The sequence below is a fragment of the Micromonospora sp. SD12 genome, from assembly GCF_052068495.1.
Classification (GTDB): Bacteria; Actinomycetota; Actinomycetes; order Mycobacteriales; family Micromonosporaceae; genus Micromonospora; species Micromonospora echinofusca.
In genome coordinates, this window is record NZ_JBQHDF010000007.1 from 173,810 (window position 1) to 188,658 (window position 14,849).

Sequence of the window (14,849 nt, forward strand, 5' to 3'; positions counted from 1 at the left end):
CCCCTTTTGTGCAGCTCGTCGGTTCTATTCTGACTGCCGGGTTTGCGACTTACAAGGGGGCGACGGGGTGCGCATCGACCACGGGGGCGGCGGCGGATCGGCACGGACGGGCCAACTCTTCCGGGACGCCCCGGCGGCGCGCACCATCGGTCTCGTCGCGGTGGTGGTCGCCGCGCTGCTCGGCTCCGCGTACGCCCTCGGGCGCAGCCTGGTCCCCGACCCGCCGACCCGGTCCAGCGTGACCACCAGCGCCACCGGCCCGCACTACGCCGACCAGCCCCCGGCGGACGACGCCCCCCGCCGCACGCCGCAGGGCACGCCGGACCCCAGCCCGGCGGAGGCCGGCCAGGACGGCGGCACCGGCCCCGACGCGCCGCCGCCGTCGGGCCCGACGGACGGACCGTTCGGCACGCAGACCACCAGCGGCACCGCGCTGGTCGCGCTGACCTTCGACGACGGGCCGGACCCGCAGTACACCCCGCAGGTGCTCGCCCTGCTCCGCGAGCACCAGGTGCGGGCCACCTTCTGCGTGGTCGGCGAGAACGCGCAGCGCCACCCGGACCTGATCCGGGCCATCGCGGCCGATGGCCACACCCTGTGCAACCACAGCTGGAACCACGACGTCACCCTAGGCCGACGATCGCCCGCCGCCATCCGGACGGACCTGCTGCGCACCAGCGACGCGATCCGGGCCGCCGTGCCCGACGCGCCGATCGCGTACTACCGGCAGCCGGGCGGCGCCTGGACGGGGCAGGTGGTGTCGGTGGCCCAGGAGCTCGGCATGACGCCGCTGCACTGGACGGTGGACCCCTCGGACTGGGCGGCGCCGGGCGCCGGACGGATCGCGGCGACGGTCGTCGCGGGCGTCGTACCCGGATCGGTCGTGCTGCTGCACGACGCCGGCGGCGACCGACAGGGCACCGTGGACGCGTTGCACCGCATCCTGCCGGAGCTGACCAGCAGGTTCGAGGTGGAGGCGCTGCCCGACGGGGTGACGTGAGCCGGCCAGGCGGACGTTCGTACGGCGGCGGGGCCGGGGACGCTCGCCGGAAGCACCGCGCGAACGGCCCGAGCCCGGCGGCGCCGCGGGCCGCCCCGACTACGGTGATCCCATGAGCATTTCCGAAGCGAGCAGCGGCCGGGTGACCCGGGCCGAGCGCCTCAGCCCCACGGAGATCGCCGACGTGACGGCCCTCGCCCGGGTCGCCGGCGACGCGGACGGGGCGGACCCGTTCGACGAGCACGTCCTGCTGCGCCTCCGCGACCCGGACGCGCCGGCGGTGCACCTGACCGCCCGGGCGGACGACGGCACACTGGCCGGCTACGCGCACCTGGACACCACCGACGCGGCCACCGGGGTCGGCGTCGAACTGGTGGTGCACCCGGCCCACCGGCGGCGCGGCACGGGGCGGGCGCTGGCCCGGGGCGTCCTGGCGGCGGCCGACGGCCCGCTGCGGGTCTGGGCGCACGGCGACCACCCCTCGGCCGCCGCGCTCGCCGTCGACCTGGGCCTGCGCCGGGCCCGGGTGCTCTGGCAGCTGCGCCGGCCGCTGACCGCCCCGATCCCGGAGCACCCACTGCCGGACGGGGTGACGCTGCGCGCGTTCCGGCCCGGCGCCGACGACGAGGAATGGCTGGCGCTCAACGCGCGGGCCTTCGCCGAGCACCCCGAGCAGGGTCGCTGGTCCCCCGCCGACCTGCGCGTACGCCTCGACGAGCCGTGGTTCGACCCGGAGGGCTTCCTGCTCGCCGTCGACGGGGCGACCGGCCGGCTGCTCGGCTTCCACTGGACGAAGGTCCACGAGCGACCCGGCTCGGCCCGCATCGGCGAGGTCTACGTCCTCGGGGTGGACCCGTCGGCGCACCGTGGCGGGCTGGGCCGGGCGCTGACCGCGGCCGGCCTGGCGTACCTGCGGGACCGGCGGAACCTGGACCGGGTCATGCTCTACGTCGACGAGTCCAACACCGCGGCGGTGGCGCTCTACGAGCGGCTCGGCTTCGCCCGCTGGTCGGCGCACGTGAACTACCAGTCGGCCTGACGTCCACAGGGCCCGGGCCGCGGCGGCCCGGGCCCTCGCGCGCCACCTCGGAGCGCGTCACGTACCGCTCCGCGATCTGGCGCCTGCGCCCCGCGATGGAGGCCGCGCCTGTCCCGGCGCACGCCCACCCCGAGCCCGGGCCACGGCTCGCACCGCCCGTAGGGTCACCGTCGGTGACGGCGGCGTGCCCGCGAGATGGCGTCCTACCAGGAAAATCCGCATACTTCCGACAGTGGCATCTGAGTTCACTTAACGGACAACCCGCCCTCAGCGAGCGGTCATCTGCACTGCCGCACCTGTTCACTCCCCGTTCACTTCCGACCGGCGAACCGGCTACCTGGCGCTCCTAACTTTTGGATCAGCCGGTCAGCGCCGGCACCCCGGGCCCCAATCCGGGTGCGAAGTCAGACGTGAAGGGAAACCCCTCAGGTGAAGCTCCAGCGGCACGGCACTCTCGCCTGCCTCGCTCTTACCGCGACGCTCGCTCTCAGCGCATGCGGCTCGGACAACAACGAGCCCGCGAGCAGCGCCTCCGCCTCCGGGTCGGCCGCCGCCGCCGACTGCGCCACCGGCACGCTGAACGCCCAGGGCTCGTCGGCGCAGAAGAACGCGATGGACGAGTGGATCAAGGCGTACCAGCAGAAGTGCTCCGGTGCCAAGATCAACTATGAGCCGTCCGGCTCGGGCGCCGGCATCCAGGCCTTCATCGCCGGCACCGCCGACTTCGCCGGCTCCGACTCCGCCCTCAAGGAGGAGGAGCAGCCGCAGGCCAACGCCAAGTGCGTCGGCGGCGCGGCCATCAACCTGCCGATGGTGATCGGCCCGGTCGCCATCGCGTACAACGTCAACGGCGTGGACAACCTCCAGCTCAAGCCGGCCACCCTGGCGAAGATCTTCGCCGGCAAGGTGACCAAGTGGGACGACCCGGCGATCAAGGCGGACAACCCCGACGCCAAGCTGCCGTCGACCGCCATCAACGCGGTGCACCGCTCGGACTCGTCCGGCACCACCGACAACTTCACCGACTTCCTGACCAAGACCGCCGCGGCCGACTGGACCTTCGGCAAGGCCAAGGAGTGGAAGGCCCCGGGCGGCACCGGCGCGGCGAAGTCCGACGGCGTGGCCAGCGCCATCAAGAACCAGGACGGCACCATCGGCTACGTCGAGTGGTCGTACGCCGAGAACGGCGGCCTGAAGACCGCCAAGGTCGGCAACGGCGCGGGCGAGTTCGCCGAGCTGACCGCCGAGTCCGCCGGCAAGACCATCGCCGGCGCCGAGGTGGTCGGCCAGGGCGACGACCTGAAGATGAAGATCGACTACAACACCAAGGAGGCCGGGGCCTACCCGATCGTCCTGGTGACCTACGAGATCGTCTGCTCCAAGGGCCTCGCCGCCGACAAGCTCCCGCTGGTCAAGGGCTTCCTCGGCCACGCCGCGAGCACCGCGGGCCAGGCCGACCTGACCGAGCTCGGCTACGCCCCGCTGCCCGAGTCGGTCCGCGCCAAGGTCGAGGCCGCGGTCAAGAACCTCGCCTGAGCCGGCCGCCCCGACACCGCCACCACCACCTCAACTCGAAGCGAGCGAGCAGATGGGTGAAACCCCTCACCGCTCGGCCCACGCCGGCACCGGCGGGACCAGCGTGACCGAAGGTCACGACCGGCCCGCCGGTGCCTCGGCGCGTTCGGCCGAGGCACCAGTCAGCACCCGTACGCCGGGCGGAGCCGGGTTGGGCGGCGGCGGCGCGCTGCCCCGGGCCCGCGCGTTCGGCGCCGAACGGGCCTTCCGCGCCCTCACCCTGGGCGCCGGCACCGCCGTCCTCGTCGTCATCGCGGCGATCGCGGTCTTCCTGGTCGCCAAGGCGGTACCGGCGCTGCGGGCCAACACCGAGAGCTTCTGGACCTTCGAGGGCTGGTTCCCCAACGACGCGGACCCGAAGTTCGGCATCGGGGCGCTCGCCTTCGGCACCGTGCTCAGTTCCGCGCTGGCCCTGCTCATCGCGGTCCCGGTGGCCCTGGGCATCGCGCTCTACCTGTCCCACTACGCGCCGCGCCGGCTCGGCACCACGCTGGGCTTCCTGATCGACCTGCTGGCCGCGGTGCCGAGCGTCGTCTTCGGCCTCTGGGGCCGCGACGTCTTCATCAACCCGGTGCGGGACTTCTCCGCCTGGCTGAACACGTACTTCGGCTGGATCCCGATCTTCGGCGGCGACGGCCCCTTCGGGAAGTCCATCATGCTGGGCGCGCTGGTCCTGGCGATCATGGTGCTGCCGATCATCACCTCGCTCTCCCGCGAGGTGTTCATGCAGACCCCGACCGCCAACGAGGAGGCCGCCCTCGCCCTCGGCGCCACCCGCTGGGAGATGATCCGCACCGCCGTGCTGCCGTACGGCCGGCCCGGCATCGTCGCCGCGGTGATGCTCGGCCTGGGCCGGGCGCTCGGCGAGACCATCGCCCTGGCGATGACCCTCGGCATCACCTTCAACATCTCGTTCAACCTGATCGAGAGCGGCGGCAACACCATCGCCGCCAACATCGCCAACACGTTCGGCGAGGCGAACGACACGGGTCGGGGCGCGCTGATCGCCTCGGGCCTCGTGCTCTTCGCCATCACGCTGATCGTCAACATCACGGCACGGGCGATCATCCACCGCCGCCGGGAGTTCACGGAGTCGGCCGCATGACCACTACTGTCCCGTCGCACCGGACCCGTCCGCCCGCGCAGCCGCCCACCCTCAAGGCCCGGCGGCTGCCGAAGTACGCCGCGCCGGCCATCGCGGCAGCCGCCCTGCTGGTCGCCGCCGCGTTCGTGTACGGCACCGGCACCGGCGGTCCCGTGCTGGTCGTGGTGCTCGGCGCGCTGCTCTACCTGGCCGGCCTGTTCGCCGCCGCCAACAAGGTCGAGGGGCGGCGGTCGGCCCGCAACCGCACCTGGAGCGCGCTGATCCACTCGGCGTTCGTACTGGCCGTCCTGCCGCTGGCCTCGGTGGTCTGGACCCTGGTCAGCAAGGGCGCCGAGCGGCTGGACGCCGACTTCTTCCTCACCTCCATGAACAACATCGGCGCGCGGGACCCGAACGGCGGCGCGTACCACGCGATCGTCGGCACGCTCCAGCAGGTCGGCATCGCCGCCCTGATCACCGTCCCGCTCGGCATCCTCTGCGCGATCTACATCGTCGAGTACGGCCGGGGCCGGTTCGCCTTCACCATCCGGTTCTTCGTGGACGTGATGACGGGCGTCCCGTCGATCGTCGCCGGCCTGTTCGTGCTGGCGTTCTGGGTGCTGATCGTCTCGCCGTGGTTCAACGACGGGCGGCCCAGCTTCTCGGGCTTCGCCGCGGCGCTCGCCCTGAGCGTGCTGATGCTGCCCACCGTGGTCCGCTCCACCGAGGAGATGCTGCGTCTCGTCCCGGCGCCGCTGCGCGAGGGGGCGTACGCCCTCGGCGTGCCGAAGTGGAAGACCATCCTGCGGGTCGTGCTGCCGACCGCGCTGCCGGGCATCGTCACCGGCGTCATGCTCGCCATCGCCCGCGCGGCCGGCGAGACCGCCCCGGTGCTGCTCGTCGCCGGCGGCGGCGCGGCGATCAACTTCAACCCGTTCGAGAACAACCAGTCGTCGCTGGCCCTCTTCGTCTACCAGCAGGCCGGTGACGCGTCCCGGTACGCGCCGGCGCGGGCGTGGACGGCGGCACTCACCCTGGTCGCCCTCGTGCTGATCCTGACCGTCGCGGCGAAGCTGCTGGCCCGTCGCAACCGGCTCGGCCGATGAACCCCGGAGGTACCACCACCATGGCCAAGCGCATCGAAGCCTCGAACGTCACCGCCTACTACGGCACCTTCAAGGCGATCGAGAACATCAACCTGACGGTCGAGCCGAAGACGGTGACCGCCCTGATCGGCCCGTCCGGCTGCGGCAAGTCGACCTTCCTGCGGTCGATCAACCGGATGCACGAGGTGCTCCCCGGCGCCCGGGTCGAGGGCAGCCTCACCATCGACGACCAGGACATCTACGACCGGGACGTGGACGTCACCGCCGTCCGGCGCATGATCGGCATGGTCTTCCAGCGGCCGAACCCGTTCCCCACCATGAGCATCTTCGAGAACGTGGTGGCCGGGCTGCGGCTCAACGGCGTACGCCGCAAGTCGATCCTGGACGAGGCGGCCGAGAAGGCGCTGCGCTCGGCCAACCTCTGGGACGAGGTGAAGGACCGGCTCGGCAAGCCCGGCGCCGGCCTCTCCGGCGGCCAGCAGCAGCGGCTCTGCATCGCCCGGACCATCGCCGTCGAGCCGCAGGTGGTGCTGATGGACGAGCCCTGCTCGGCGCTCGACCCGATCTCCACGCTGGCCATCGAGGACCTGATGTTCCAGCTCAAGGACAAGTTCACGATCATCATCGTGACGCACAACATGCAGCAGGCCGCCCGCGTCTCGGACCGGACCGCCTTCTTCTCGATCGAGAAGACCGGCGACCCCGGCCGGCTCATCGAGTACGACAACACGCAGAAGATCTTCAGCAACCCCGGCGTGAAGAAGACCGAGGACTACATCACCGGCCGCTTCGGCTGACGCCCGGCCGCTGCGCAGATCTTGGCGGAAGACAGCCCTTCCGGGGGCCGCCTTTCGCCAAGATCCGCAACGGTGCGGGTCAGGCCAGCACGAAGCGGGGCTCGCCGTCGTCGGGCTCGTCGAGCCGGGGGGTGACCGGGGTGGCCGCGTCCCGGGTGGCCGCGGCGCGGGCGACGCCGGCCAGGTCGCCGCCGGCCGCCACCTGGGACAGGCTCACCAGGGTGGGCGGGAGCATGGTCAGCTCGCCGGCCTCCGCCCGGGACAGGGCGTCCGCCGGGCGGGCCCACAGGGTGTGGTCGGCCTCGCCGGAGACGTCCCGGGTCCGCTGCCCCTCCGGCAGCAGGGCCACGAAGAAGTACGTGTCGAAGCGGCGCGGCTCGAACTCCGGCGTGATCCACCGGCTCCACGGCAGCAGCAGGTCGGACCGGAGGGTGAGCCCGCGCCGGGCGAGCAGGTCGGCGAAGCCGCCCCGGCGCTGCTCCAGCGCCACCCGGTCGGCCTCCCAGTCGTCACCGCTCACGTCGCCGACCACGGTCCGCGCGTCGGGGCCGGCGAGCAGGACCCCCGCCTCCTCGAAGACCTCCCGGGCGGCGGCGCAGACGACCGCCTGGGCGGCCTCGGGGGTCAGCCCCAGGCGCTCGCCCCAGCCGGCCGGCGTCGGCCCGGCCCAGTCCAGGTGCGCCTGCGAGTCCGAAGGGTCGACCCCGCCGCCGGGGAAGGCGTACATCCCGCCGAACGCCATCGCGGCGACCCGCCGGATCAGGTAGACCTCGAAGCCGTCGCCGGCGGGGCGGAGCAGCAGCACGGTGGCCGCGACCCGGGGCGCCGCCGGGGTGCCGCCCTCGGCGCGGAACCGGCGGGCGTGCTCCACGAGCGCCGGGGGTGCGGGGAAGCCGTCGGCGTCGATCGTCATGCGCCGAGCCTAGTTCCCGACGGGTGGATCGCCCCCGCCGCCGTCGGGTGATCTTCGCTAGCGTGGCCGACATGACTCGTTGGGGCATCCTGGCCACCGGCCACATCGCCGCCCGTTTCGCCGAGGACCTGCGGCTGGTGCCGGGCGCCGAACTCGCGGCGGTCGGCTCGCGTACCGCCGAGAGCGCGCAACGGTTCGCGGCCCGGCACGGCGTGCCGCGGGCGTACGCCTCCTGGGCGGAACTCGCCGCGGACGACGAGCTGGACGTCGTCTACGTCGCCACCCCGCACGCCGCGCACCACGAGGCGGCCATGACCTGCCTCTCGGCCGGCCGGGCCGTGCTGCTGGAGAAGCCGTTCACCCTCGACCTGGCGACCAGCGTCGAGCTGGTCGACACCGCCCGCGCGGCCGGGGTCTTCCTCATGGAGGCCATGTGGATGCGGACCAACCCGCTCGTACGCCGGCTCTGTGACCTGGTCGCGGACGGCGCGATCGGCACGGTGACCGGCGTGCGGGCCGACTTCGGGGTGGCCGGGCCGTTCCCGCCGGAGCACCGGATGCGGGCCCGCACGCTCGGCGGCGGCGCCCTGCTCGACCTCGGCGTCTACCCGGTCAGCCTGGCCCACCTGCTGCTCGGCGTGCCCGACCACGTCCGGTCCTGGGCGAAGCTCAGCCCGGAGGGGGTGGACGAGAACACCGGCATCGTCCTGGGCTACGACTCGGGCGCCGTCGCCACGCTGAGCTGCGGCATGGTCGGGGCCACCGCGCTGGACGCCTCGATCACCGGCACCACCGGCCGGATCGACCTGCCCGAGCCGTTCTTCCGCCCCGGCTCCGCGACCCTGCACCGGGCCGGCGCCGAGCCGGAGACGATCACCGACGAGCTGGTCGGCGGCGGCTACCAGTACGAGGCCGCTGAGGTCCAGCGGTGCCTCGCCGAGGGCCTGCCGGAGAGCCCGCTGGTCCCCCACGCCACCACGCTGGAGGTGATGGCGCTGCTAGACGGGATCCGCGCCCAGATCGGCGTCGACTACTCCTGACGCGGAAGGGGCACCTCGCCGACGAGGTGCCCCTTCTCCCGCACCTCAGCTGAACAGGGGCCGGACCAGGAAGTACATCAGGGCGCCGATCGAACCGGCGGCCGGGAAGGTCAGGATCCACGCGCCGACGATGTTGCCGGCCACGCCCCACCGGACGGCGGAGAGCCGCTTGGTGGCGCCGACGCCCATGATCGCCGAGGTGATCGTGTGGGTCGTCGAGATCGGCGCGCCGAGGACCAGCGCGTTGAAGTAGAGCACGCCGCTGGCCACGGTCTCGGCGGCGAAGCCCTCCGGCGGCCGGAGGTCGATGATCTTCCGGCCCAGGGTCCGGATGATCCGCCAGCCACCGGCGTACGTGCCGGCGGCCAGCACGGCCGCCGACGTCCAGAACGCCCACTCGGGGATGAAGCTGGGGTCGTCCTGGTAGCCGCCGACGTAGAGGGCGAGTACCACGATGCCGATGGTCTTGGCGGCGTCCTGCATGCCGTGGCCGACGGACATGGCGGCGGCGGACGCGGTCTGCGCCCAGCGGAAGCCCCGGTTGAGCCGGCCCGGGTGCCCCTTCCGGAAGATCCACTGCACGGCGATCATGACGATGTAGCCGAGCAGGAAGCCGACCATCGGGGAGAGGACCATCGGGATGATCACGCTCTCCCCGATGCCGGTCCAGAGCACGGTGCCGGACGCGGCGACGGTCGAGCCGACCAGGCCGCCGATCAGCGCGTGCGACGAGGACGACGGCAGGCCGAAGTACCAGGTCACCAGGTTCCAGACGATGGCGCCGATGACGCCCGCGAAGACGATGCCGAGGCTCGCTGTGCCGGTGGGCAGCTTCACCAGGCCGCTGCCGACGGTCTTGGCCACCTCGGCGCCGAAGTGGGCGCCGATGAAGTTGCCGACCGCCGCCATGGCCAGGGCCACCCGGGGTGTGAGCGCCCGTGTGGAGATGCTGGTCGCGATCGCGTTGGCAGCGTCGTGGAAGCCGTTGGTGTAGTCGAACGCCAGGGCCACCGCGATCACCGCCAGCACGGCGATGAGTTCGGGACTCACAGGATCAGGACTCCTTGACCGCGATGGTCTCGACGGTGTTCGCCACGTGCTCGAAGGCGTCGCAGGCGGCCTCCAGCTCGTCGGCGACCTCCTTCATCTTCAGCACGGTCAGGGCGTCGTACTCGCCGGAGAAGAGGCGGACCAGCAGCATCCGGTACACCTGGTCGCCGTCGTTCTCCAGCCGGTTGCACTCGATCCAGTAGTCCTCGAGGTCCTTCATCGACTTCAGGCGCGGCATCGCGTCGGCGGTCAGCTTCGCCTGGGCGTCCAGGACGTTGACCATCTCGTGCATCTCGCGGGGCAGCGAGGGAAGCTTGGTCAGGCCGTAGAGATAGAGCAGGTTCCCCACCGCTTCGAGGTGGTCCATCACGTCGTCCAGCAGCGACCCGAGCCGGTAGATGTCCTCCCGGTCGAACGGCGTGATGAAGGTCGAGTTGATCTTCTTGTACAGCTCGTGGGTGATCTGGTCGCTGTCGTGCTCCACCTCGGTGAGCCGCTCGCTGACCGACTGCACCTCCACCCCCGGCAGGGCCAGCTCGTTGAGCAGCTCGGTGCCCTTCACCAGGTTCTGTGCGGCCCTGGTGAAGAGCTCGTAGAAGGCGCCCTCGTTCGGGCGGAAGGAAAACTTCACAGCACGGACCTCGTCGTGTCGGTGGAAGGGTGGCGGCCGCCCGGAGGGTGCCCGCCTGGGAATGCTAGGAAACGACGAAAGCGGGAATTCGGCGGCCTCCCCCTGGTCAGACCGCATTCACCAGTCGTTCACCCGCCGTTCACCTACGACGTTCTCTCCGATCCCAGCAGCCGCTCCCGTTCGCGCCGGACGTCGAAACCGGCAGGCGGATACCCGAGATCGAGGGTGTCGAACGTCTCGCGGAGCAGGTGCGCGACGGCCCAGTCGCGGTACCACTTGCGGTCCGCCGGCACCACGTACCAGGGCGCGGCGTCCGTGCCGCACCGGCTCAGGGCTTCGGCGTACGCGGCCTGGTAGTCGTCCCAGCGGGCCCGGGCGTTGACGTCCGACGGATCGTACTTCCAGTGCTTGCGCGGCTCGTCCAGCCGCTCCAGCAGCCGCCGGCCCTGCTCCGCGTACGAGATGTGCAGCAGCACCTTCACCATGGTCACCCCGGCGTCGGCCTGCTCCCGCTCGAAGGCGTTGATCTCGTCGTACCTGGCCTGCCAGATCGGCTCGGGCACCAGCGACTCGACGCGCGCCACCAGGACGTCCTCGTAGTGCGACCGGTTGAAGACACCGACGTACCCGGGCGGCGGCAGCGCCCGTCGGATCCGCCACAGGAAGTCGTGCTGCAACTCCTCGGCCGTGGGCGGACCGAACGAGCGCACGTGCAGGCCGAGCGGATTCATCGCGCCGGCCACCCGCTTGATGGTGCCGTCCTTGCCACCGCAGTCCATCGCCTGGAGCACCAGCAGCACCCGACGCCCGCCGGTCGCACCGGCCCGGTCGGCGCCGCCGGCCGCAGCCGCCCCCTCGGCGCCGCCAGCCGACCCGTCCACGCCGGCAGCCGCGCCGACGGGTCGAGCCGACTGCCGGGCCTTGGCGTCGGCGAAGAGCATCTCCTGCTGCCCGCCCAGTTCCGCGCCGATCAGCGTGACCTGGCCACGGGCCCACTCCTTGCGCTGCGGGCCGGTCACCTCCTGCCCGGGCAGCCCGGGCGTCGACCGGGGATCGACCGCCCCGAGATCGACCGCCCCGCCGGGCGCCACCCGGAGCAACTCCCGCATCGTCCCTCCGACCGGCCCCACGACAGCATCGGCCCGACCCACGGCATCGCGGCCCACGCCGCTCCCCTCAACCCCTGGCATCTCAACCCCTCGCATCCCCGGATCATCACCCACATCCGCCCCACCCGCCCGCCAACCCCGCCCGCACCCCGGCCCCGGCCCGCGATCCTGGGGCCGGCGATCACGCACCCGCGGCGGGCGAAATCCCCTAGTCAGCCCGCTACGCGGGGCACCACGACTGCGTGATCGACCGCAGTCTTGGGGTGTGGGGGCCGGGGCGGGAGAATCGCGGGCGGGCGGGGCGGTACGTGCCCCGGCAGTGGAGCGGGGGCAGCGTGCGGGAGATGGTGACGGAGTTCGAGGCCGAGCGGGGGCGGCTGCTGGGCGTGGCGCACCGGATGTTGGGCAGCCGCAGCGAGGCCGAGGACGCCGTGCAGGAGACGTGGCTGCGGTACGCCAGCGCGCTCGCCGACCCGGCGGCCCGCGCCGAGATCCGGCACCTCGGCGCCTGGCTGACCACCACCTGCGCCCGGATCTGCCTGGACGTGCTCCGCTCGGCGCGGGTACGGCGGGAGGCGTACCCCGGCCAGTGGCTGCCGGAGCCGGTGGTGACGCCGCTCGACCAGGGCCCGCGTCCCGACGGCTTCGCGCCCGACCCCGCGGAGCGGGCGGTCCGCGCCGATCAGGTCGGCACCGCCCTGCTGGTGGTGCTGGAACGCCTCGCACCGGAGCAGCGGGTGGCCTTCGTGCTGCACGACGTCTTCGCCGTGCCGTTCTCCCAGATCGCCGAGGTGCTCGGCACGACCGACGCCGCCGCCCGTCAGCTCGCCTCCCGGGCCCGCCGGGCGGTGCACGCGCCCGACGCGCCCCGGCACACCGCCGACGCGGTCGAGCAGCGTCACGTGCTCGCCGCCTTCGTGACCGCCGTCGAGTCGGGCGACCTTGCCGCGCTGGTACGGGTGCTCGCCCCGGACGTGGTCGCCATCGGTGACAGCGGCGGCCACTTCCCGGCGGCCCGGCGGCCGGTGCTCGGTGCCGACGCGGTGGCCCGCTTCCTGCTGGGCCTGTTCGGGCGTGCCGGACGCTACGGCGGGACGCTGCGCGCCCGTCGGGTGCTCGTCGACGGCGTCGAGGGCCTGCACCTGGAGACCCGGCACTCGGACGGCCGGCCGCTGCGGGTGGTGGCCGCCCTCGCGGTGGACGAGGGCCACGTGACCGGGGTCTTCCACCAGCTGAATCCGGAGAAGCTGGGCGACCTGCCGCCGCTGACGGAGGAGGACGGCTGGCCGCCGCGCTGGTGACACCCGGCGGTTCCCCGCCACGGCGGGCCGCGCGCCGCCAGATCCGGTGACACCGGCGGTTCCGCCGCCGATGTCGGTCGCGCCGGTAGGCCGGCCGCGCCGACGGTCAGAGCACCAGGGCCAGCCACTTGCGGTACGACGTGGCGAACGGCTCGGTGCCGTCGCCCAGTGCGTCGAGGAGCCACCGGGCCGCCGCCTCGGCCTGCGTCACCACGTCGTCGGGGTAGCCGAAGCGGGCCCGGTGCTCGGCGAACTCGTCCTCGTCGCGCAACTCCACCACGCCGGTGGTCCGGCGACGCACCACGTCGAGGTCGAGGTCGATGAGGTGGACGGTGTCGTCGTTCTCCCAGCGGGCCGGGCTGGCGATGTCGCAGTAGACCTCACTGGTGCGCGGCGGGGGGTTGAACATGCCGGTCCACCAGGCGTGATGCGGCACCAGGAGGACGAACGGGATCTGCTCCACCGACGGCCGGCCATGGTAGACGGACCTCGTGCCCTGGGTCACTCCGAGCCAGACGCCGAGGTCGTCCTCGGCGAGGCGGCGGGCCGGGTAGTCACGGTGGGCGCTGCCGTCGTACTTGCGGTAGATCACGCGGACCACGTCGCTCGGCATGAGTCGCACCCTAACCGATACCGCCCATCGGTCGCCGTACGGAAGTAACCGGACGCGGTCGGCGGGAGACCGTACCGTGACGACGCCACGTCCGGATCGGCGCGGCCGGTGTCGGGGACGGCGGGTACCGTCGCACGGTGACTCCGCGCCTCGCCACCGGTTCCGCCGCCCCCTCGCCCCGCACCGGAGGCCGACGGCGGGGCGCCCGGCCGAGCGGGGTGGAACTGCTCGCCGCCGCGGTCGGCGCGGTGCCCGGCGGGGCGGCGCGGCCCGGCCAGCAGCAGATGGCGACGGCCATCGAGGAGTGCGTGCAGGCGCGGGAGCACCTGCTGGTGCAGGCCGGCACGGGCACCGGCAAGTCACTGGCCTACCTGACGCCCGCGCTGACCGTGGACGGGCCGGTGGTGGTCTCCACGGCCACCCTGGCGTTGCAGTCCCAACTGGTCGATCACGACCTGCCCCGGCTCGCCGACGCCGTGGAGCCGGTGCTCGGCCGGCGGCCCACGTTCGCGGTGCTCAAGGGGCGGCACCACTACCTCTGCCTGGCCCGGCTGGACAACTCCACCGAGGACGAGCCGGAGGACACGCTCTTCGACGCCCCGGCCACGCGCCCCGGCGGCGGCACCAAGTGGCTCGGCGAGGCTGGACGGCTCGGCAAGCAGGTCCAGCGGCTGCGCGACTGGGCGGAGAAGACCGACACCGGCGACCGGGACGAGCTGGACCCGGGCGTCGACGACCAGGCCTGGCGGCTGGTCTCCATGCCGGCCCGGGAGTGCGTCGGCGCGTCCCGCTGCCCGTTTGGCGCGGAGTGCTTCGCCGAGGCGTCGCGGGCCCGCGCGCGGGAGGCCGACATCGTGGTCACCAACCACAGCCTGCTCGCGGTGGACATGCTCGCCGGCCGGCACATCGTGCCCCCGCACAAGCTGCTCATCGTCGACGAGGCACACGAGCTGGCCGACCGGGTCTCCTCGGCGGCGCAGGCCGAGCTGGTGCCGGAGCTGATCGACCGCTCAGCGAAGCGGGCCCGCCCGCTGCTGCGGCCGGACGTCGCCGAGTCGCTGACCGCAGCCGGCGACGCCCTGGCGGTCGGGCTGGCCGAGGCGCCGGCCGGGCGGATCACCTCGGGGCTGCCGTCCGTGCTGCGCGAGGCGTGCACCCTGCTGGACGCGGCCACCCGGGCGGCGCTCGACGCGATCGGCGAGGTCAAGTCCGACGACCCGGACCCGGTGCGCAAGCAGCAGGCCAAGGCGGTGCTCGACGAGCTCTCCGCCACCGCGCAGCGGCTGCTGGAGGAGGCCGACCACGACGTCGCCTGGGTGGAGAAGAACGACAACACCGGTCGCCGGGCGCTGGTGGTCGCGCCGCTCTCGGTCGCCGGCACGCTCGCCACCCACCTGTACGACGAGCGCACGGTGGTCGCCACCTCGGCGACGCTGACGCTGGGCGGCCGGTTCGACACGGTGGCCCGGGCGCTGGGCCTGGAGGCGCCCCCGGCCGACCCGCCGTCCCCGGCCGCCGCCGCCCTGGCCGCCCGTTCCGCCGGCCGCACCGGCGCCGCCGCACCGGCACGAGGCACCGGACCGTCCGAAGG

13 protein-coding genes and 1 pseudogene are annotated in these 14,849 nt (G+C 73.1%); 9 read left to right on the plus strand and 5 right to left on the minus strand.

All coding sequences use genetic code 11. The annotated features are described in order from the left end of the window. Positions 1 to 67: 67 nt before the first annotated feature. The 6 genes from ACTMS2_RS16500 to pstB all read left to right on the plus strand — a co-directional run bounded on the left by ACTMS2_RS16500 (position 68) and on the right by pstB (position 6,601). Positions 68 to 1,000, plus strand: coding sequence for a polysaccharide deacetylase family protein (locus ACTMS2_RS16500; RefSeq protein WP_441176141.1), 933 nt, complete (start codon positions 68 to 70; stop codon positions 998 to 1,000). A 112-nt stretch (positions 1,001 to 1,112) separates the two neighbouring features. Next, complete coding sequence (gene mshD, locus ACTMS2_RS16505; RefSeq protein ID WP_441176142.1) at positions 1,113 to 2,039, plus strand: mycothiol synthase; 927 nt, start codon at positions 1,113 to 1,115, stop codon at positions 2,037 to 2,039. A gap of 429 nt (positions 2,040 to 2,468) precedes the next feature. Further along, on the plus strand, positions 2,469 to 3,575 hold the full coding sequence (pstS, locus tag ACTMS2_RS16510) for a phosphate ABC transporter substrate-binding protein PstS (protein WP_357713442.1): 1,107 nt from the start codon (positions 2,469 to 2,471) through the stop codon (positions 3,573 to 3,575). A gap of 52 nt (positions 3,576 to 3,627) precedes the next feature. Further along, a complete protein-coding gene (pstC, locus tag ACTMS2_RS16515) occupies positions 3,628 to 4,719 on the plus strand; it encodes a phosphate ABC transporter permease subunit PstC (RefSeq protein WP_441176143.1) in 1,092 nt (363 codons plus the stop codon). Continuing rightward, a complete protein-coding gene (gene pstA, locus ACTMS2_RS16520) occupies positions 4,716 to 5,804 on the plus strand; it encodes a phosphate ABC transporter permease PstA (RefSeq protein ID WP_441176144.1) in 1,089 nt (362 codons plus the stop codon). The genes pstC and pstA overlap by 4 nt, the downstream gene beginning before the upstream one ends. Before the next feature lie 20 nt (positions 5,805 to 5,824). Next, positions 5,825 to 6,601 carry a phosphate ABC transporter ATP-binding protein PstB gene (pstB, locus tag ACTMS2_RS16525; RefSeq protein WP_441176145.1) on the plus strand — a complete coding sequence of 259 codons (777 nt, stop codon included), beginning with the start codon at positions 5,825 to 5,827 and terminating at the stop codon, positions 6,599 to 6,601. Positions 6,602 to 6,680: 79 nt separating this feature from the next. Here the strand turns inward: pstB and ACTMS2_RS16530 are convergent, their stop codons facing one another. Further along, entirely contained in the window at positions 6,681 to 7,514 is an 834-nt protein-coding gene (locus tag ACTMS2_RS16530) for an NUDIX hydrolase (protein ID WP_441176146.1), read from the minus strand. Positions 7,515 to 7,585: 71 nt separating this feature from the next. Between ACTMS2_RS16530 and ACTMS2_RS16535 the strand changes: the two genes are divergently transcribed. Beyond that, a complete protein-coding gene (locus ACTMS2_RS16535) occupies positions 7,586 to 8,554 on the plus strand; it encodes a Gfo/Idh/MocA family protein (protein ID WP_441176147.1) in 969 nt (322 codons plus the stop codon). A gap of 45 nt (positions 8,555 to 8,599) precedes the next feature. On the opposite strand, the gene ACTMS2_RS16540 is transcribed toward ACTMS2_RS16535, so the two are convergent. The 3 genes from ACTMS2_RS16540 to ACTMS2_RS16550 form a co-directional block, all read right to left on the minus strand. Next, positions 8,600 to 9,604 (minus strand): inorganic phosphate transporter, encoded by a 1,005-nt coding sequence (locus ACTMS2_RS16540; protein ID WP_088998169.1) that lies wholly within the window; start codon positions 9,602 to 9,604, stop codon positions 8,600 to 8,602. Between the two features lie 4 nt (positions 9,605 to 9,608). After that, entirely contained in the window at positions 9,609 to 10,235 is a 627-nt protein-coding gene (locus ACTMS2_RS16545) for a DUF47 domain-containing protein (RefSeq protein WP_088998168.1), read from the minus strand. A 143-nt stretch (positions 10,236 to 10,378) separates the two neighbouring features. Beyond that, positions 10,379 to 11,344, minus strand: coding sequence for a PPK2 family polyphosphate kinase (locus ACTMS2_RS16550; RefSeq protein ID WP_441176148.1), 966 nt, complete (start codon positions 11,342 to 11,344; stop codon positions 10,379 to 10,381). 344 nt (positions 11,345 to 11,688) lie between these two features. On the opposite strand from ACTMS2_RS16550, the gene sigJ reads away from it, so the two are divergent. Next, on the plus strand, positions 11,689 to 12,645 hold the full coding sequence (gene sigJ, locus ACTMS2_RS16555; protein WP_441176149.1) for an RNA polymerase sigma factor SigJ: 957 nt from the start codon (positions 11,689 to 11,691) through the stop codon (positions 12,643 to 12,645). Between the two features lie 106 nt (positions 12,646 to 12,751). Here the strand turns inward: sigJ and ACTMS2_RS16560 are convergent, their stop codons facing one another. Then, positions 12,752 to 13,258, minus strand: a complete 507-nt coding sequence (locus ACTMS2_RS16560) for a DUF402 domain-containing protein (RefSeq protein ID WP_441176150.1) — start codon at positions 13,256 to 13,258, stop codon at positions 12,752 to 12,754. A 66-nt stretch (positions 13,259 to 13,324) separates the two neighbouring features. On the opposite strand from ACTMS2_RS16560, the pseudogene ACTMS2_RS16565 reads away from it, so the two are divergent. Beyond that, a pseudogene (locus tag ACTMS2_RS16565) lies at positions 13,325 to 14,748 on the plus strand (ATP-dependent DNA helicase); the annotation flags it as partial. Between the last annotated feature and the right edge of the window lie 101 nt (positions 14,749 to 14,849).